This is a genomic window from Anaerotignum neopropionicum (genome assembly GCF_001571775.1).
In the GTDB taxonomy this organism is placed as follows: domain Bacteria; phylum Bacillota; class Clostridia; order Lachnospirales; family Anaerotignaceae; genus Chakrabartyella; species Chakrabartyella neopropionicum.
The window spans coordinates 66,990-85,684 of record NZ_LRVM01000004.1; the positions used below are offsets into that span (position 1 = coordinate 66,990).

Here is an 18,695-nt window from a genome sequence, read left to right on the forward strand (position 1 = left end):
TATTTATTTTCAATCAGGGCGTTTACAAACATCAAAATATCGCTTTCCGTCTTGAAGTAGGCCGGCGGGTTATAGTGCATTGACCGGGCAAATCAATGGAATCGAAAACCTTAATTTTGTAGCCCGCTATTTCAGAAAAGAGCCGACTTGCTCTATAACAGATCAGATAATTAAATCAAACAAACTTAGTGAAACCTTGATTTTGCTGAAAATGCAATCGGGTTTCATGAAAATGTATTTTTACGAAAACGATACAGTTCTAGCATTTTTTTCGTTTGCAAACCAGAGGTCTACTCCTTGACTTCTAGTAGATTGTACTTGCCAATCATGATTTATATAATCATGATTAACGAGTACGAACGGAATGTTTATTCTCTCGTATAGACTTCTTTGTTGCCGTGATTACGTCAAACAAAATCCTTCTTTCATAGTCGCTGCAATCTGAAAAAAGTGCGGCAAATTCATGGTTGGAAACTTTTATTGTGTTTTCAAGATTATCTATTAATAGTTCATCCGCCGTAGTATTCAGAGCATTGGCGAGAAGGATAAAGGTATCCAAACTCATGCTTTTGATCCCCCCTTCTATGTAGCTGATATAGGTTGGGGACCGATTAATAAGTTCAGAGAGTGTCAGCTGAGAGAAGCCTTTTCTTTTCCTGATTGCTTTAATTTTTTGTCCAATTGAGATGTAATTGAGTGCCATAGTCGATACCTCCAAAATAATTTTATCGGTATCATTATAGACTATAGGCGATATATACTCGTGTAGACTATATATTTAATAGCCTGTACTGGATATAATTTTATTGAAATTTAGCCTGGAAGCGAAACCGGTGTTGTGTGGTGATATGGACGACCGGAAACGTTTGCCTGACTTCGGCCAACTTGGCCTGAAGTGACAGCTCCTAAAATGATGGTTTTATTGTATCCAGAATGTAAATATGTGTTAAAAATTTTTGCAATTTAGAGTATAGCAACAAGATTAAACGGCAAAATCAAAAGATACTGACATCATACCTATTATGCATTATAATATTATCATTGTAGAGGTATTTATAAAAAATACATTTCAGATTGGTAAAAGGAAGCAAAACGATGGACAAAAGGCTTTTTTAATAGGAGGCGGATTGATGCCAGTCTTTCTACTCATTGCGTGGCCGGGACGAGCAATACTTTTTACCGTAAACATTTTTATGGCTCTCGCTGTTGTATTGGCACTCTACATTGCGCATTCAACAGACGAGTGTAAGGAATAGAGGCCTCCGGCTAAGCCCTGGATCCTGATTGCATTTTTTTACTGCTGAATTCCAAGGCATATACGTCCTAAAGGCAATGTAACCAAAGCGAAGCAGCAGCAAGGCTGAATTCTTTGAAGCCCACCTTGCAAAAGAATTAGACACACTGGGGGACTAAGTAAAATCTATCTTTATACTGGCGGTCTGGCGGCGGTGCTGAAATTCATTGTCACATGTTATATGCCATAAACTGCAGTTGAAAGTGCTATAGAAATAGTCTTTAGCATAGAGAAAATTGGAAATTGAATGGAGAATTCGCATTTGTAACAAGTGCAAAGCGTTATTTGGTCGTTTGCATTTTTAAGAGCAATCAGCATTGCATTAACTGCCATAGCGCAGCAAACAAGCTGACGTAGTTTCTATTGACAGATGATGTGGTATATATTATCATATTCACAGACTAAAGTTTGATAAATAATACAAAATGAGGTGTAGGATGATTAAACTCAAAGGGGTACGAATTGGTGATTTAGAAATAAAAGTGCCGATTATACAAGGAGGAATGGGTATAGGTATAAGCCTTTGGCGTTTAGCTGGGGCAGTTGCTGCCCAAGGTGGTATAGGTGTAATATCAGCAGCACAGCCTGGGTTTTTAAAAGAGAGCTTTTACAAAGAGCCTTTGAAAGCGAATCTTGAGGCATTGGCAGACAATATAAGAAAGGCCAAAGAGGTAAGCAACGGCGGCATAATAGGTGTAAACATAATGCGTGTAGCCACAAACTATGCCCAGTATGTACAATGTTGCGTTGAAAGCGGCGCCGATGTTATTATTTCCGGTGCAGGACTGCCATTGGAACTGCCGGAACTGCTTAAGGATACAAAAGTCAAATTTGCACCTATTGTTTCCTCTTTAAGGGCTACCCAATTAATGTTTAAAAGATGGGACAAGAAATTTGGGCGAGTATCCGATTTTCTGGTTATTGAAGGGCCAAAAGCTGGTGGACATTTAGGCTTTACACCAGAAGAAGCAGAAAACTTGACCAATGAGGAATACGATAAAGAGGTCGTAAAAATAGTTGAATACGTAAATAGCTTTGAAGAAAAATATGGACATATTCCTGTGTTTTTTGCCGGCGGAGTATATGATAGATCAGATATTGATCATTATATAAGTCTGGGCTGTAGTGGGGTACAAATGGCAACCCGATTTGTAGGCACCCAAGAATGCGATGCAGCTGATGCCTACAAACAGGCCTATATAGAAGCGAAAAAAGAAGATGTTATGATTGTGAAAAGTCCGGTAGGCTTGCCAGGCAGAGCTATACGCAATAATTTTGCTAAGGAAAGAGAAACAAGCCGTCAGCCTGTGGAAAAGTGTTTTGGTTGTATAGAGCACTGTAATCCGGCAACAACCCATTACTGTATTTCCCGCGCCCTCATGCAAGCTGCTTTAGGGGAAAAAGAAAATTCTCTGCTTTTTTGCGGCGAAAATGTATGGCGTGTGGATAAAATCACAACCGTAAAAGAAATATTTGATGAATTAAATGGCTGATATTCAAATGAAAACCTAAGGCAAGTTAAATTGGTGCTTTCGCCTACTTCTATACTACCTTTGTAGTGGTATAATGTAGTTGTAACACCTTAGCCTAATCGTTGTAATTGTATACAGGGGTATCTATGCAATGGTCAAGGATAGTACGTTAATTAAAGTTTTATTACTGTAGCGCCTTGCATGGGGGTATGGTTTGAAATTAAGATTAACGTTGTGCAAACGGACATTCCAAAAATACAAAAAAATTCCCAAACCATAAGGGCTTTTTATGGTTTAGGGAATTTTTTTTAATAATATTAACTAAAATTTTGCAGTTGGATTCGTTTCAAATAGATCTTTATCTCTTTTCAATTGAGGGGTCAATCAGAGAATTAGAGTAAAAAACCAACGATAAACATACACAAGGATACTACAAATACAATGTAACCGCCGTATTTCCAACGAAGATATTGTTTATCCAAGGCAGTTTTTTCTTCAGCAGTAGGCTCAACTGTTTGCAATGTTAATAATTCAAGATCGACTGATTCTTGAGGAATAGGGCGCTTACGAACGAAGGCAAAGTAATATAGGATGCAAATTACGTTAAAGCCAAGGTTGTAAGGAAGGGCGCTCATATCAAGAGCCAATAATGCCAAGATAGCATAAGCTGCGATACTGAAGTATGCACCAAAGGTACCGAAAGGTACTTTGTAAGGGCGGTGCAAATTTGGCTCTTTCTTTTGTAACATTAAATAAGAAATATAGCCGATAATGTAGCAGGTCATTTGACAGAATGCACACATCGCTGCCAATACTGCGATAGAACCTGTTGCAATTAATGCGATTCCAACGACACCAACTGTTAATATGGAGATATAAGGACTGTTGAATTTTGGATGTAATTTACCAAAAGCCTTAGGCATGGAACCGTCATTTGCCATTACGTACATATAACGTGCAGGCCCAGTTACGCAGGGGTTCATTGTGGAAAAGTCACCACCAAATGTGATGCCTAAGCAGAGGATTACTAAAGGAATACCAACCAAACCGGCTGCTTCCATAGAGAAGGCGAAAGGTGCATCAGCAGTTGCCAAACCAGCAAGTGCTTCTGGGGGCGTGATGCCCAATAAGAACCATTGGAATAATGCATTTACTCCAAATACGATGAAAGGGGAAATTGTTAAGGCACGAGGGATCGTAATATGAGGGAACTTAACTTCCGCACCCATACCAACTACTGTTTCAAAACCAGCGAAGCACCACCATACCATCAATACGCATTTTGCAAATGCAGTGATTTCAGCTGGGATACCAGCAAAAACGTAAGAGAAGTTTGTAAAATCCATTTCGCGGATTACAGTTGCAAACCATACCAAAGATGCACCCCAGAAGAAAAACATGAAAGCATCCTGCCATTTGCCGGCAATGGCGATGCCACGATAATTAATAAACACGAATAAAACGAATAAAGCACCAGCAAGGATACGAGGGTCAATGTTATTTGGAAGACCTAAAGCTTCTAATAAACGTTGAAAATAGTTTGCAAAAGCCAAGGCTTCAGAACCGCCGATACCGATTTGCGCAATAGTATAATTCCAGCTGCAAAACACAGCTACGGGATAGTTAATCGCCCGTTTTGCGTAAGCATATGTACCACCTGCTAAGGGAAGGGCTGCGCCCATCTCGCCATAAATTGCAGAAGGCCATAATACTAATAAGAAAGCAATGATAGTTGCGATGATGATGGAACCGCCCAAGACACCTACTTGAGAAGAACCCACTGTGAACAACCCAACGCCAATTACAGCACCGGCGGTAATGGTTACGCATTCGGGAAGTCCAAGTGCACGTGTTAAGACTTTGTTATTACGGGTTTCGTTCATATGTTTACCTCCTTTTTATGTGTACTACTTTTGCTACATTACAACGAACTTGTGTCTGACAATCGTGCCGCTTTGCCTACTTGAAACCATTTTACCAACTTTTAATATGTAAAGTTTAGCATGTTATTTAAAAAGAAGATGGCATAAATCGGAATTTTAATTTGCAAAATTATATGTTAAACTAATTTTATTAAGGGGTATGTTCTTATTTTTACTAGCAAGGAGTGGTATTGTATGTCTTTTTTTATAAGTAATAAACAAGCAGCCAAGTACCGACCAAGTGCGCAACCTTTAGCGCCTATTTTACTTGATGGAACGGGCATACAATTACAACGGCGTATTTTTCCCCACGACCATGAGCACCATAATTTCATACTAGATACCTTTGAGATAGCAAACCTAAGTGGCGAAGAATTACATTATCCACTCATCCCCAACGGATATATGTCACTTTATTTTATACTGGGAAATAACGCTTCACATGGTTATGTAGGTGGGGTTTTGACTTTTTTGCGTAAACTACGTATTATGCCGCGTTCAGTGGCTTATTGTGTTCACCTGCACCCTGATGTGGTACATTGGTTGTTTGACATCCCAGCCAATGACTTAACGGATAGAGCTTTGCCTTTGGAACAATTCTTACCTCAAATAGATGTTTTTTTAAACGAATTAAAACGAGGAGAGTCTTTCCATGAAAGAAACATTTTGTTGAGTGGCTATTTAAATGGGTTAAATGCTGCTCAATTTTCGCCTATGGCATTGGTTTCCCGTTGCGTAGGTATTATTCTTGAAAATCAAGGTGTGATTAAGGTGGCCGAAATCGCCGCAATTGTTGGTTGTAGCGAAAGATATCTGAACCGCGTTTTTCAGGAACATGTTGGTGTTTCTACAAAATTATTTTCGGAAATGACGCAACTCCAATTCTCTCTTCACAATATCCTTGCAACAAGCCCCAAATCCCTATTAAATACTGCGGTTTCCTTTGGATATTTTGATCAAACCCATATGAACCGTTCTTACCAAAAGTTTTTAGATTGTACAGCCTGTGATATGCGCTATGCCAATGCACACAGTCTAACTTGGAATACCATTACCAATATTTTGTAAATATCTCAGACTGAAGACAAAGCCAAACCCTTGAGGGATTTCCCCTCAAACATCCACAAGGGTTTGGGTCATCCCAGCTACGCTGTCTGCCCAATCTTGGCAGTGAGGGGTCATCACTTTTGCTGCGCAAAAGCCAGCTACGCTGTCTGCCCAATCTTGGCAGTGAGGGGTCATCACTTTTGCTGCGCAAAAGCCAGCTACGCTGTCTGCCCAATCTTGGCGGTGAGGGGTCATCACTTTTGCTACGCTAAAGCTATCCTTGGGACAGATGTTACTTCTTTGCCTTTGCAATCTTGATCACCCAACCCCGCATAGAATGCGGGCTCATAAAAGTTTTTGGTCTTGCTTTTTTCAAAAAGCAAGTGGGTTTGGGCAACGCCCAAGGTTTGTCTTCGCTTTGCAATATTTTATAAATATCTTTATTATGTGGAGGAATCTCTATGACAAAAAAATACTACTTAGGAATTGACCAAGGAACAACCGGTACCACTGCAATTTTATTTGATGAGAATTGGACTTTGGCAGCAAGAGGATACAAGGAAATTACCCAAATTTACCCAAGAGCAGGATGGGTGGAGCATGATGCCATTGAAGTTTGGGAATCGATTATGTCCGCAACGAGACAAGCAATGTTGCTTGTTGGTGCAATGCCCAAAGAAATCACTTGTATTGGTCTTGATCATGAAGGGGAAACCGTTGTTTTGTGGGATAAATTAACCGGCGTACCTGTATACAATGCAATCGTTTGGCAAGATAGAAGAACTGCTAGACATGCTGATGAACTAAGCGAAAAATACGCAGATCTTGTGCGTAACAACACAGGCTTAATTATCGATTCTTACTTTAGTGCAACAAAAATCCAATGGATTTTAGATAATGTGCCTGAAGCTGGAGAATTAATGAAAAAAGGGCAGCTTCTGGCGGGAAATATGGATGCATGGTTAATTTGGAAGATGACCCACGGGAAAGTGCATATTACGGATGCGTCCACTGCTTCAAGAACGATGCTTTTCAACATTCATAAAGGAGAATGGGATCAGGATATTTTGGATCTATTACATATTGACCGTAGCGTTATGCCTACGATTTGTGATAGTGCTATGATTTACGGCTACAGCGATGCCATGGATTTTATGGGGATTCGTGCACCGATTTCCGGCGTAATGGTTGATCAACAAGCAGCCTTGTTTGGACAAAATTGCATCACTTCTGGTTCCGTAAAAACAACCTATGGAACGGGATGCTTTATGTTGATGAACACTGGAGATAAACCAATTTATTCTCCGAATGGAATTTTGACTACGGTTGCTTGGCAATTAAACGGGAAATGTTCCTATGCCCTGGATGGAGGGATTTATATTTCTGGTGCGGCAACCCAATGGCTAAGAGATGGCTTGAAAATCATTAAATCTGCCGCTGAAACAGAAGCCATGGCAAGACAGGCAGGGGACAATGGAGGCGTGTATTTTGTGCCTTCCTTTACAGGCTTAGCCGCTCCTTATTGGGATTCCTACGCAAGGGGGATGATGATTGGTATTACTGGAGGCACCACTCAAGAGCACATTGTGCGTGCCACATTGGAATCCACTGCATACCAAGTGAAAGATGTTTTGGATGTGATGGAAAAAGATTCTGGTGTTCCGATTACTACTATGCGTTGTGATGGTGGCGCAGTTGCGAACCAATTTTTAATGCAATTTCAATCGGATATTTTAGGTATTCCTTTGGAAATTCCAGAAATTACCGATACCACAGCCCTTGGTGCAGCATATATGGCGGCGATGGGCATTGGCGAATTTTCTTCACCGGAAGAAGTTTCTCATTTTTGGAAAATTTCAAGATACTATGAACCGCGTATGAATAAAGATCAAAGAGACTCTCTATTATTCAACTGGCACAGAGCCGTAGAAAGATCACAGCATTGGATTTTAGATTAATCGAAGGCGTAATCTTTTAAATTGTGCAGCCTATTGTTTTTGGCTGCACAATTTTTATACAATCTATACAAAATTTGATTTCCCTTGATTGTTTTTATTCTTTGCGTTAAAATTTATTGGAAGAGAAATAGAGGTTTTGGACAAGAAAAGGGCGGAAAGTATATGGGAGCAAAATATTATTTAGGATTAGATCAAGGAACAACTGGCGTGACCGCCATTCTTTTTGACCAAGAATGGCATGTGGTTTCAAGGGGATATGAAAAAATCTCCCTGCTTTATCCAAAGACTGGTTGGGTTGAACATAACCCGAAAGAAGTTTGGAACAGTGTCCTTGCGGCAACAGCGCAGGCGCTGGGGAATATTGGTGTGAGTGCTTCATCTTTACTTTGTATCGGTTTAAATCATGAAGGCGAAACTGTTTTGGCATGGAATAGAGCTACAGGGGAGCCGATTTATAACGCAATTGTTTGGCAAGATAGAAGAACTTCCCGACGTGCTGATTTGATGGCTGATGAATACAACGATTTGGTGCATAATAAAACTGGGTTATTAATTGATTCGTATTTTACTGCACCAAAATTACAATGGATCATGGAAAATGTGCCTGAAGCAAAAACTTTGGCTGGACAAGGAAACCTATTGATTGGCACCATTGATACTTGGATGGTTTGGAAGATGACCCATGGGCAGATTCATGTAACTGATGCATCTACTGCATCAAGAACGTTACTGTTTAACATTCATACTGGAGATTGGGATGAAGATTTGTTGCAACTGTTTGACATTCCAATAAATGCTTTACCCGAAATCAAAGACAGTGCCTGCATTTATGGTCATACGGATCCCCTTGATTTTTTGGGTGCCAATATTCCGATTTCAGGTATTTTGGTAGACCAACAGGCTGCGTTGGCAGGACAAGCTTGTGTCACTCCTGGTACCATTAAAACCACCTATGGCACAGGTTGTTTTATGCTGATGAATTCTGGTGAAACTGCTGTTTGCGCAGGGAGCGGACTTTTGCCCACAGTTGCGTGGCAATTAAAAGGAAAGCGCACCTATGCCCTTGATGGCGGTGTATATATAACAGGTGGCGCAGTAAAATGGTTGCATGATAATTTGAATATTATTTCATCCTTCCAAGAAACCGAAAGTATGGCAATGTCAGTACCTGATAACGGGGGAGTTTTTTTTGTACCAGCTTTTACGGGGCTTGCTGCGCCCCACTGGGATTCTTATGCCTCTGGCATGCTGATTGGATTAACGGGTGCTACGGAAAAAGCGCATATTGTACGTGCCACCTTGGAGGCAACCGCATATCAGGTTCGTGATGTTCTTGATATTATGTCAAAAGATGCAAAGGTGCCAATTACGGTAATGCGCTGCAATGGCGGACCAACAACAAATCGTTTTTTGATGCAATTTCAAGCAGATATTTTGGGTATTCCTCTGGATATTCCGCAAGTGGCGGATACGACTGCTTTGGGTGCTGCTTTTATGGGAGCGGTGGGGATTGGCGAGTATAGCTCCATAGATGATATTTCTAATATTTGGAAATTGCATCATCGTTATGAGCCCAAAATGAGTGCAGACCAACGGGACACGCTTCTTTACAATTGGCATAGAGCGGTGGAACGTGCGAAATATTGGCGAGAAGATTAGAGCTGATTTTTACAATTTTTTAACCATATTTTGCCACGAAAGCGTATGGAAGTAGGATTCCTGTTTTCGTGGCTTTTTTATTATTTATTTCTTGCAAACTACGAAATTTAGAGGCTTTTATGTCCTTTAATTTAGAACAAGTATTTTAAAAGACGAATATATTGCTATCCCTGGGATTTAGGAGTTCTGATTTTTACCTGTTTTCTTCGGTTTCGTTGACTTTAAAAGCAAAACTGCTATGATGAAGTTAAGGAAAATTCAAAGGGTTTTTTCCTAAAAAAAAACAAAAAATAACAACCAATTTGAGCCGATGAATTCTTTGGGAGGTAACGCAACATGAGCATGACAAAATTATTTAGCCCAGGTCCTGTTTTAGTAAAAGACAATGTAAGACATGCATTATTACACTATGATATCTGCCATCGTAGTGTAGAATTTGAAGAAATGTTTGTAGACACACAAAAGAAAATCAATATGCTTTTTAACGCAGATGATAGCTATGAAAGTTTAATTATCTCTGGTTCTGGTACTTCTTCCAATGAAACCGTCCTTTCTTCTTTATTTACGGAAGGCGAAGGCGTTCTTTTGATTCGCAACGGCATGTTTGGCGAACGCTTGTTAGAAATTATTACAAAATACAAAACACCTTTGACAGACATAGCTTTTCCCTGGGGCGCTTATCCTGACGTTGCTGTAATAGAAAATGCGATTGCACAAAGCAGTAATGTAAAGGTAGTGGCAATGGTATTCCATGAAACGTGTACAGGAATGATTAACCCTGTAAAAGCGGTTGGGGAATTGTGTAAAAAATACAACAAAATTTTCTTTGTTGACTGCGTGTCCGCTGCGGGCGGTGAAAATATTGACGTTGTGGAAAATAATATTTCCATTTGTACATCTGTTGGTGGTAAATGCGTTGGTGCATTCCCCGGTTCTGCATATGTTTGCGCAAAACGTGAAATTTTGGAAGCGTTGACTGCTGACCAATGCAAGAATGTATACTTAAGCTTGTTCAAACACTATCAAAGTGCAGTAACGGCACATCAAACACCAAATACACCCAATGTAACTTTATTTTGGCCGTTAAATGTTGCTTTGACAAATATATTTGAAGATGAAACTTTGGCGGGCAGAATTGCTCGTTATCAAAAATGTGCTGAAATTATTCGTGAAGGCCTTGTAGCTTTGGATTGCCGTTTGCTGTTAGATGAACACATGGCGAATACGGTAACATCGGTATTTTTACCTGCTGGTGTTGATAACACAGCTTTTCTTATTGAAATGGAAAAACGAGGATATACATTTTATGCTGGCAAAGGTGATTATGCAAAACAAGGTATGATTCAAGTTGCAAATATGGGCGAAATTTATGAAGAAGATTGTTATAATATGTTAGAAGTTTTCGCAGTGGTTTTGATAAAAATGCAAAGCTAAAATTAACAGATATAGAGGAAAAATTCTACCTTTCCATATAATATTTAGAACCAGTATTCAATAAAAAAGCAAAAGACAAGGTTACCGATACGCCTTGTCTTTTGCTTTTTTGCAATACAAAAACGATTGATTGATGTTCTTATATAATAAAATTAATGCAATATTCCACAGTTCATTTTTTTGAAAAAACCTTTGACAATAGATGTAAAGTATAAAAATATTCCGAGAAAGAAAACTGCAATACAGAGTTCCTCAGGGAGAATGGATCTTTTCTTTTTAATTTGTACAGTTTATTATACCTTATCTAATGATTGAGCAAACAGAAGTCCATAATATATAAAAATTTGAGGCAAAAATAGCGTAAAAGGGAAACGGCAGACATGAAATCGTCACTGTCTGCCGATAGATATTATCTACTTCATCATGGTTTAAAGATATCTCTATGGCACATGGAAAAAATTTTTGTATATTGTTTGATCCTAATATTTTCAATAAGAAAGCAGGAGTTCCACAACTTGTTGCTTTGTTACACCGGAAGGAGGGGTACAGAGATAAACAATATTATCAACCTGATATAAAATAGTATTTGTTTTTTCCAGGCTATAATAGGTAATACCATTAAAGTTATTCTGCTTAAAATAATCATTTTGTTCTTTTTGAGTTTGAAAAAATAAATAGTTAAATATTGGTTTGGCGAGGATTTTTGACTTCATTTTTGTACGATTTGTAAATACAGACAAATCCTGAAATTCTTCAGCATAGAGAGTATTATTCCCTAATATTGAGTTATTTTCTTTAATTGCATTTTTAAAACCTGTTACTGTTACAAAATCATTGAGATGGGCAACAGGTAAAAGATAGCTTTCTGTAAGCAGTTGATCTGCTCTTTTTTTACCATTAATAAAACTATTTTCCTGCAAACGATGCACTGATAAAGGGATTAGTATGATCAATATCAGGCCCATAATACAAATTACAGGAATTAATTTTTTATTGTTTTCTTGGGATGTTTTTGTTCCCTTTGATACTGTGACTAAAATAATAGATCCAATTGCAACAACAAGAATAGGAAGAAGTAAATAACTTAGCATGGAACTTTGATTCCTTGCCTGTAAAAATATTGCCAAAATAAAGAAGCTAAATATCATTACATCATGAATGAGGTTTCTTTTGCTATGGATACATATCGAATTAATTCTGTCTTTTTTTAAAAAAATTGCATTGACGATATGGTAAAAAATTAAAAACAAGATAACTCCTGTTAATACAATATAAATGTCAGTAAGAAGTATACAATATAATATGGCTGGGGTAGTGAATAATTTTATAAGTACAATCGTAAGGAGCGCAACGAATACAAGAGATGTTATTAAACTGGTCTTTTTCACGGATTCTGGCAATCCTTCTTCTAATGCTGGAATTTCTGGATTTGGGTTGTCACTGGAAAAAATGTAACATCCTTTGCTTTTACCTATGGCATACCAGCCATTTTCCATATATTCGTTTAATCGATGTTTTGGGAATTTTCTAAAATTTAATATGGATGATACGGCATAAGGGTCTACAATATAGTGTAGATCTTTATTTTCCGTTCGCTCAAAGCCGGCCAAAGGTCCCTTGCACCAGCGTAGACGCCACCCTTGTTGAAGCATTTTATTTAAAAAATTCTCCATTTTGTGGTAATCCTCGGGGCCGAAGGAAAATATTTTTATGCAAGTCTGGTTCATAGAATCATCCTTTCTAAATAAAAAAACAGAGTACTTTTAATTTTTTATCAAGGTATAGTTTCAATTCACTTTTGAAAATATACCTTGATAGAAAAAGCGGGCGGCGGGATTTGGCACCGCCACCCCAATAAATTTACTGATTTTCATTGGCACAATTGAAGTTCAATATGACAAAGTTTGTTTATTTCTTATTTGATTTATATATGAAATATCCAAGAACAAAGCTTAGTAAAATTGCACTGGGGAATTTTGCAACGCTAGGCAGCGGAGCTTTTTGCAATACAACACAAATTGTTAAAATCAAAGGCACAAAAATTTTGTTTTTCTTAAAATATTGGGCAATTACACCACCTAAAATTGCAGGCAATGTATAATTAAAAGCACTAACAATGAAGGGCGGCAATACGTTTAAAATTGCAACGCCCGTAATTGCGGCAAAAGTAACGAAGGCCAAGTTAACAAATACAGACATACCGATAGCGATTGTACCTACCAATTCCCCTTTTTTTGTACCTGCTTCACAACCTGTGGCTACTTGAGCAGAAATCATGGCGGGTAGACGAACAGAGGGGATATTGCCTGCTAAATAACCAATATAAATGCCCGATAGCCCCATTACAGGATAAAAGCCTAGTGGTTCAACAAAATAAATAATTAAATAAGATGATACAATAATAGCCCAACCTTGTCCAATTACACTCCAAGAAGGTTTAAAACCCAATGCTAACCATAAATATAGGGCAGGTATAAAAGTAAGCAGAGCAGCAAGTAGTGTGGTTAAACGACCTCGCTTAATCATTTTAACAGTGTATTCTTCATAAAATCTCTTATCAATATCCGCAGTATTTTGAACATTACTCATAGTATTAACCTCCTATTTGAACAACAAACTGTGCAATAAAAATTGCCGCCAACATAGCAATACCCAGGTTGTATTCTTTCAGTTTCGGATATTTTTCTGAAATCTGAATTAAAATTGTCATGATAATAAATCCTGCGATTGCTGCAATGAATTTGCCGGTGCCGCCAACCATTTGTCCAGCGAGGAACATAGCGACACAGCCGATCATTACACAAAGACCAACAGCGTCAAACATATGTGCATCGTGGCGTTCGACAGCCATTTTAACTTTTTCCATTCTATGAGCAAATAAAAGGTTTACGATAAAGAAACCCCATGTATTTAATGTGATAACCCAAACAGCACAAGAAAATGCAGTGATACCATAATCCGGGCCACCTAAGTCAACACCCATTGCGGTTGCGGCTGCGGTTGCACCAAGCATTTCCGTTGTGATGGTACCGATAATAGAAAGACGCAGCCAAGCAAAGGGACCGCCTAAAATACTCATTAAAGCAATCATAACCGTAAACATTGAAAGACCAGGTCCAATAGAGCAAATGGCACCTGCACGCATTGCTTCTTTGGTATCTTGTTTGGTTAGACCTACAATAGGGCCTGCTTTAATCGCATCTTGTATGAAAACATAAGCCTGGATACAAACCATAATAACGGTAGGAATTACTACTGCCCACATCATGGGGGAATTGGCAACATCAAGATAGGCCTTGTTTGTCATTGTATCGGCCGTTAATAAAAATAAATCCATAATATGCTCCTTTCAAATGATAGAGGCTGCGCAAGCCTTAGGAAAAGTAGTTCTCGGTGGGGTGAGAAGCTCCCACCGAGTAAATGTATTTTAATTTGGAAGACATCAGCTAATTAATCATCCGCCTTGTCAGCTTTTAAAACTGCATTTAACATAACGCTTACACTGTTTGTACATTGCTCAGGAGTAGTGTATTCTACTTCCGTATGAGACAGACCGTCTTTGGATACAACAAAAATCATTGTAGTAGGAACCATATAAGAAATGTATTGTGCATCGTGACCGGCACCAGATTTAATTTCCATATAAGGAATATCTGACTCTGCTACGGCTTCTCTAACATGGTCAATCAATTTTTCATCAAAGTAAACAGTATCACGGTTCCAGCCAAGAACAACTTCACATTTACATCCTTGCCACTCTCTTTTTTCAAGTGTTGCAAGAATTTCACGAACCTGATTAAGAACTTCGGGATTTTCATGTCTTACGTCGATAGAAAAGTCGAAGAAGTCTGGGATAACTGTGTTTACACAAGGATGGATTACAACTTCACCGGTTGTGTATACCAAATCTTCATGTCCCAGTTTATCAATTTCTTCATGCAAATAACAAAGTGCTTCAGACGCTGCATAAAAAGCATCTTTTCTTTTTTTCATAGGGAATGTGCCCGCATGGGCTGCTTGTCCATAGAATTTTATTCTGTATAACATTTGTCCAAGTACACATGTTACAACGCCTACATCTTTTCCTGCATCCTCAAGAATAGGACCCTGTTCAATATGAAGTTCAAACATGGCTTTGTATTGATCCGGATTGATTCTGTTTGCCTTGTCCCCTTTATACTTAAATGTGGACAGTTTTTCTCCAAAAGTCATTTCTGGATCTAAGATGGATCTGGAAGCCATCATTTTATTAAATTCAAAGTTATCTCTAAATCTTTCTGGCATATAGTCATAGGAAACAGTACCAGAACTCATCATGCAAGGGGGGAATTCAGAGCCCTCTTCGTTGGTCCAAATCATTGCAGTTAAGGGGTGTTTGTGGGGAATACTTTCGGCTACTACTGTTTCTAATACTTCCATAGCACCCATAACCCCTAAAATACCATCATAATTTCCACCGTTTTTTACTGAATCACAGTGAGAAGCCATTACAATTCTTTTGGCATTCGGATCGGAACCGGGAATAGTAGCATACATATTTGCCAAGTCGTCAGTTTCAATTGTAGCACCAATAGCTGTCATTCTTTTTACAAATTCATCTCTAGCTAGGATAGATTCGGGAGAAAGAGAATATCTTGTGACACCACCATGACCTGCATCTCCAAATTTTGCAAAAGTTTTGATTTTGTCTTCCATTCTTTTTAAGTCGCAAAAATACATTTCAAACAGCTCCTTCTTAATTTGTTTAACTCATTTGTTGGTAACAACGTTGAATAGCATAATATTAATTATCGCGATGCTAAATTAATCAGCACATTTCATACCAAAATCACATTATTATAGAAATTAAAGCGAAAAAAAGCTAAATTTAATTAAAAAATTGTATTTTAATTGTGAAAAATGTAATTTTAAATATGGAGAAATGATATTTGAAATGAAAAAACGTATTTTTGACACATAGTATATTTTTTTATCGAAAAAAGTAGTTCGGAAGGGAAAAAATGGTGTTTTTTCTTGCAAAAATGCATACTTCTAAAAAAACAAAAATAAAATTTTAACAAAATCTATGGAACTTTACATAAAAACGTAATAAATTGGGGGTACATATTTAATATGGGCACATTTGTAAGAATCATTGCATTTTCGCATAATCCTTGCAAATGTGCATTTTTCATAGATTTTATGATGTTTAATCAGTCGGAATCGCTCAAAATGTGATAACGTGAAAGTTTTCTGGAAATGGTAGACTGATCTGTTTGAAGAGCTTCTGCCATTTTTGCTCCGCTCTTATATTTTTTTTGGCATAGTGCAAGAATCTCCTTTTCATAATCTGCAACTAATTTTTTTAAGCATTTTCCATGTTCAATATCAGTAAAAAGTGTGTCAGCGAGAATGTTTTCTTGAAACACGGGTTTTAGATGTCCAGCTGCTAGCTGAGCATCCGCTAAGGTGATGGTGGCGCCTGTACTCATGACCACTGTTCTTTCTACAATATTTTGCAGCTCACGCACGTTTCCAGGATAATTGCATGATGTTAAGTAAAGCAAAGCTTCCTTTTGATAGGTTTTGTTTGTATTATGTTTTGTGTTGTAGATATTCAAAAAGTGGTTGATTAATAATACAATATCCTCTTTGCGTTCCTCCAGACCAGGCATTTTTAGCTCAATTACATTGAGTCGATAGTATAAATCCTCACGAAAGGTTTTTTGTTGAATCATCGTTTTTAGGTCTGCATTTGTAGATGTAATAAGACGGAAATCCACGTTAATATCTTTGTTGCCACCAATATGTCGCAGTTCATGATTCTGTAAAACTCGAAGGAGTTTTGATTGTAAGCTTAAAGGTAATTCGCCGATTTCATCAAGTAACAATGTACCCGTATCAGCACTTTCCATAAGACCTTTTTTCCCTTTTGGATTACCACCAGTAAAAGCTCCAGGTTCGTAACCAAACAATTCACTTTCCAAAAGTTGTTCAGGAATTGCAGCACAGTTAATTTTTATAAAAGGTGCTTTGTAGCGGTTACTATGGGCGTGTAATAAATTTGCAATCATTTCCTTGCCGGTGCCGGAGGGCCCTGTAATTAATACGGAAACATCGTGTTCTGCAACTTTTGCTGCGGCTTCCACAACATTTTGCATAATAAGACTTTGGTAGACTAATTCGCCGGAAAGATTTAATTTTTTACGAAGATGCTCATTATAATTTAGTAATTTTTGATTATGTATATTGACATCATGAAGTTGATTCCGTAACTTTACTAAATCGGAGACTTCAATCAAATAGTTGATGACATATTTGATTTCACCGCTGCTGTCCATAACAGGAATAGCTGTTACCTGAAAATAACGGTTTTTGTGGGATGAAATCTGACTCAAATTTGTCGTTTGTTTTGTTTTTAGAGTGATTAATGTAGCTGACTCTGAAATTAAACCCTTGTCTGCTATTTGTTTCATCGTTTGTCCTATATATAGTTCTGGTGGATGTCCTGTAATTTTGTAATGGGTTTTATTCACAAAAAGGACTTTTCCATTTTTATCTGTAATGTTGATTCCCATGAAGGGGTTTTGAAGTAACTCCTTTAGGAGTATACTGCGTAAATCTTCAGGGAGTTTTTCATACAAGCCAATTTCCATGTAAGATGCCTCGCTTTCCTTAGGGAAACGCTGATTAATTACGTGTGCATAGCGAATCGGTTAATTTTCCACTTGGACAGTGTCAAAAAGCCTCGAAATAGCGCTGCTATTGCTGTGTTTTTTTCCTTGCCAATTGAAAAATTTCCTCGACTATCTGCACACCCTCCATTAAATCAGCGCTTCCTTAGATATAAGTATGTAAACCAATAGTATGCTATTTTGCATAGGAAAATCAATGAGGATTGTTTATAAAAGAATACTTTGTGGAAATGTACAAAATTAATTTCTTTTTACCTGCAATTAATTTGGTCTAAAGTACTAACGAAAAAAAATAATATTTTTGTTGAAAATTTAATATTTGCAACGTTTTATAGGAATGCTTTTAGAATAATGTCTTACAAATTCATTTTATTAAGGTTCTTCAAATCCTGTCTGTTTTTATGTTATTTTGAATTTTTGTATGCATTGCCCTTATTATCTATGCATGGCATTGCGGTATGGATTTTTGAAATCGTCAAAACCCGTAGAAGTACTTTTTTCTTATTATGAAAAGTAAAAAATATAAAAAACTTCATTTACGTTGTAATAACAACGTAAATGTTTGAGAAGCCATGATATACTGAGTCCAACAAACAAAACTTCTATCAATATAACGAGTGATTCCCAGAAAGGAGATGTTTTTATGAAGTATTTTGTAAATGACAGTTGTATCGGGTGTGGGTTATGTGCAATGGATTGTCCAGAGGTTTTTGAAATGACGGATGCAGGGCTTGCAATTGCTTCCGAAGGAGAAGTTTCTGATGAAGTGTTGGATGCAGCGGTGCAGGCGCAAAGTGGATGCCCTGTTGATGCAATTGAAAATGTAGACTGAGGGGGTTATTCAATGAATTACATCAAAAATATGGAACAGGAAAAAGCTCTGTTTTTAGCCAATGAGGTTACTGTTCAGGCAGGGCAAATCGTAAGTAAAACACTGGCGCAAAATCCACATGTCAGCATTACGCTTTTTGCCTTTGGGAAAGGCGAAGAGATCAGTTCTCATGATTCTAGTGGTGATGCAATGGTTTTGGTGCTGGAAGGTACCGGTCAGTTCACTGTGGATGGTTCAGAGTATGTTCTGGGGGTGGGGGAATCCTTGATTATGCCTGCAAAGAAGCCTCACGCAGTATTCGCCAAAGAAGCATTTAAAATGCTGCTTACCGTTGTTTTTCCGTCAGCTACCTAATGGAGTCTACCTAGAAAAACTATATTAAACAATGCCCTTTATGAGGAGG

At 37.9% G+C, this 18,695-nt stretch carries 16 protein-coding genes and 1 pseudogene; 8 read left to right on the forward strand and 9 right to left on the reverse strand.

Features of this window, described 5'->3' with window-relative positions:
• Positions 1 to 5: 5 nt before the first annotated feature.
• A pseudogene (locus CLNEO_RS16660) lies at positions 6 to 124 on the reverse strand (type IV secretory system conjugative DNA transfer family protein); the annotation flags it as partial.
• 222 nt (positions 125 to 346) lie between these two features.
• Positions 347 to 703, reverse strand: a complete 357-nt coding sequence (locus CLNEO_RS07575; protein WP_066086822.1) for a helix-turn-helix domain-containing protein — start codon at positions 701 to 703, stop codon at positions 347 to 349.
• A 427-nt stretch (positions 704 to 1,130) separates the two neighbouring features.
• On the opposite strand from CLNEO_RS07575, the gene CLNEO_RS16415 reads away from it, so the two are divergent.
• Entirely contained in the window at positions 1,131 to 1,256 is a 126-nt protein-coding gene (locus tag CLNEO_RS16415; RefSeq protein ID WP_278276621.1) for a hypothetical protein, read from the forward strand.
• Positions 1,257 to 1,731: 475 nt separating this feature from the next.
• Positions 1,732 to 2,787 (forward strand): NAD(P)H-dependent flavin oxidoreductase, encoded by a 1,056-nt coding sequence (locus CLNEO_RS07580; RefSeq protein ID WP_066086825.1) that lies wholly within the window; start codon positions 1,732 to 1,734, stop codon positions 2,785 to 2,787.
• Between the two features lie 371 nt (positions 2,788 to 3,158).
• Here CLNEO_RS07580 and CLNEO_RS07585 read toward each other — a convergent pair whose 3' ends face one another.
• Positions 3,159 to 4,649, reverse strand: a complete 1,491-nt coding sequence (locus CLNEO_RS07585) for an APC family permease (protein WP_066086827.1) — start codon at positions 4,647 to 4,649, stop codon at positions 3,159 to 3,161.
• 234 nt (positions 4,650 to 4,883) lie between these two features.
• Between CLNEO_RS07585 and CLNEO_RS07590 the strand changes: the two genes are divergently transcribed.
• On the forward strand, positions 4,884 to 5,756 hold the full coding sequence (locus CLNEO_RS07590; protein WP_066086830.1) for a helix-turn-helix domain-containing protein: 873 nt from the start codon (positions 4,884 to 4,886) through the stop codon (positions 5,754 to 5,756).
• 45 nt (positions 5,757 to 5,801) lie between these two features.
• On the opposite strand, the gene CLNEO_RS07595 is transcribed toward CLNEO_RS07590, so the two are convergent.
• Positions 5,802 to 6,047, reverse strand: coding sequence for a hypothetical protein (locus CLNEO_RS07595; protein WP_066086833.1), 246 nt, complete (start codon positions 6,045 to 6,047; stop codon positions 5,802 to 5,804).
• Between the two features lie 149 nt (positions 6,048 to 6,196).
• Here CLNEO_RS07595 and glpK (CLNEO_RS07600) point away from each other — a divergent pair, with 149 nt between their 5' ends.
• The 3 genes from glpK (CLNEO_RS07600) to CLNEO_RS07610 all read left to right on the forward strand — a co-directional run bounded on the left by glpK (CLNEO_RS07600) (position 6,197) and on the right by CLNEO_RS07610 (position 10,786).
• Positions 6,197 to 7,693, forward strand: coding sequence for a glycerol kinase GlpK (glpK, locus tag CLNEO_RS07600; RefSeq protein WP_066086835.1), 1,497 nt, complete (start codon positions 6,197 to 6,199; stop codon positions 7,691 to 7,693).
• 162 nt (positions 7,694 to 7,855) lie between these two features.
• A complete protein-coding gene (gene glpK, locus CLNEO_RS07605) occupies positions 7,856 to 9,352 on the forward strand; it encodes a glycerol kinase GlpK (RefSeq protein WP_066086839.1) in 1,497 nt (498 codons plus the stop codon).
• Positions 9,353 to 9,688: 336 nt separating this feature from the next.
• Entirely contained in the window at positions 9,689 to 10,786 is a 1,098-nt protein-coding gene (locus tag CLNEO_RS07610) for a pyridoxal-phosphate-dependent aminotransferase family protein (RefSeq protein WP_066086842.1), read from the forward strand.
• A 488-nt stretch (positions 10,787 to 11,274) separates the two neighbouring features.
• On the opposite strand, the gene CLNEO_RS07615 is transcribed toward CLNEO_RS07610, so the two are convergent.
• The 5 genes from CLNEO_RS07615 to CLNEO_RS07635 form a co-directional block, all read right to left on the reverse strand.
• The gene (locus CLNEO_RS07615) at positions 11,275 to 12,459 is read right to left on the reverse strand and encodes a DUF2812 domain-containing protein (protein WP_157723508.1); all 1,185 of its coding nucleotides are present in this window, start codon (positions 12,457 to 12,459) and stop codon (positions 11,275 to 11,277) included.
• 235 nt (positions 12,460 to 12,694) lie between these two features.
• Complete coding sequence (locus CLNEO_RS07620; protein ID WP_066086848.1) at positions 12,695 to 13,375, reverse strand: hypothetical protein; 681 nt, start codon at positions 13,373 to 13,375, stop codon at positions 12,695 to 12,697.
• A 4-nt stretch (positions 13,376 to 13,379) separates the two neighbouring features.
• On the reverse strand, positions 13,380 to 14,123 hold the full coding sequence (locus CLNEO_RS07625; protein WP_083531910.1) for a DUF5058 family protein: 744 nt from the start codon (positions 14,121 to 14,123) through the stop codon (positions 13,380 to 13,382).
• Positions 14,124 to 14,236: 113 nt separating this feature from the next.
• Positions 14,237 to 15,505, reverse strand: a complete 1,269-nt coding sequence (locus CLNEO_RS07630) for a Zn-dependent hydrolase (RefSeq protein ID WP_066086851.1) — start codon at positions 15,503 to 15,505, stop codon at positions 14,237 to 14,239.
• Positions 15,506 to 15,978: 473 nt separating this feature from the next.
• Positions 15,979 to 17,421 carry a sigma-54 interaction domain-containing protein gene (locus CLNEO_RS07635; protein ID WP_066086854.1) on the reverse strand — a complete coding sequence of 481 codons (1,443 nt, stop codon included), beginning with the start codon at positions 17,419 to 17,421 and terminating at the stop codon, positions 15,979 to 15,981.
• A 682-nt stretch (positions 17,422 to 18,103) separates the two neighbouring features.
• Between CLNEO_RS07635 and CLNEO_RS07640 the strand changes: the two genes are divergently transcribed.
• Together CLNEO_RS07640 and CLNEO_RS07645 are read left to right on the forward strand one after the other, a co-directional pair.
• On the forward strand, positions 18,104 to 18,292 hold the full coding sequence (locus CLNEO_RS07640; RefSeq protein WP_066086857.1) for a ferredoxin: 189 nt from the start codon (positions 18,104 to 18,106) through the stop codon (positions 18,290 to 18,292).
• Positions 18,293 to 18,304: 12 nt separating this feature from the next.
• Positions 18,305 to 18,646: a cupin domain-containing protein gene (locus CLNEO_RS07645; RefSeq protein WP_066086860.1), complete on the forward strand. Its 342-nt coding sequence runs from the start codon at positions 18,305 to 18,307 to the stop codon at positions 18,644 to 18,646.
• Positions 18,647 to 18,695: the final 49 nt, after the last annotated feature.

Bases quoted from the DNA above. Each gene is read 5' to 3' on its own strand.
- CLNEO_RS07635 (WP_066086854.1), bottom strand. From the start codon at position 17,421: ATGGAAATTGGCTTGTATGAAAAACTCCCTGAAGATTTACGCAGTATA.
- CLNEO_RS07575 (WP_066086822.1), bottom strand. From the start codon at position 703: ATGGCACTCAATTACATCTCAATTGGACAAAAAATTAAAGCAATCAGG.
- CLNEO_RS07615 (WP_157723508.1), bottom strand. From the start codon at position 12,459: ATGGAGAATTTTTTAAATAAAATGCTTCAACAAGGGTGGCGTCTACGC.
- CLNEO_RS16415 (WP_278276621.1), top strand. From the start codon at position 1,131: ATGCCAGTCTTTCTACTCATTGCGTGGCCGGGACGAGCAATACTTTTT.
- CLNEO_RS07630 (WP_066086851.1), bottom strand. From the start codon at position 15,505: ATGTATTTTTGCGACTTAAAAAGAATGGAAGACAAAATCAAAACTTTT.
- CLNEO_RS07580 (WP_066086825.1), top strand. From the start codon at position 1,732: ATGATTAAACTCAAAGGGGTACGAATTGGTGATTTAGAAATAAAAGTG.
- CLNEO_RS07645 (WP_066086860.1), top strand. From the start codon at position 18,305: ATGAATTACATCAAAAATATGGAACAGGAAAAAGCTCTGTTTTTAGCC.
- CLNEO_RS07625 (WP_083531910.1), bottom strand. From the start codon at position 14,123: ATGGATTTATTTTTATTAACGGCCGATACAATGACAAACAAGGCCTAT.
- CLNEO_RS07590 (WP_066086830.1), top strand. From the start codon at position 4,884: ATGTCTTTTTTTATAAGTAATAAACAAGCAGCCAAGTACCGACCAAGT.
- CLNEO_RS07585 (WP_066086827.1), bottom strand. From the start codon at position 4,649: ATGAACGAAACCCGTAATAACAAAGTCTTAACACGTGCACTTGGACTT.
- CLNEO_RS07610 (WP_066086842.1), top strand. From the start codon at position 9,689: ATGAGCATGACAAAATTATTTAGCCCAGGTCCTGTTTTAGTAAAAGAC.
- glpK (WP_066086835.1), top strand. From the start codon at position 6,197: ATGACAAAAAAATACTACTTAGGAATTGACCAAGGAACAACCGGTACC.
- CLNEO_RS07640 (WP_066086857.1), top strand. From the start codon at position 18,104: ATGAAGTATTTTGTAAATGACAGTTGTATCGGGTGTGGGTTATGTGCA.
- CLNEO_RS07620 (WP_066086848.1), bottom strand. From the start codon at position 13,375: ATGAGTAATGTTCAAAATACTGCGGATATTGATAAGAGATTTTATGAA.
- glpK (WP_066086839.1), top strand. From the start codon at position 7,856: ATGGGAGCAAAATATTATTTAGGATTAGATCAAGGAACAACTGGCGTG.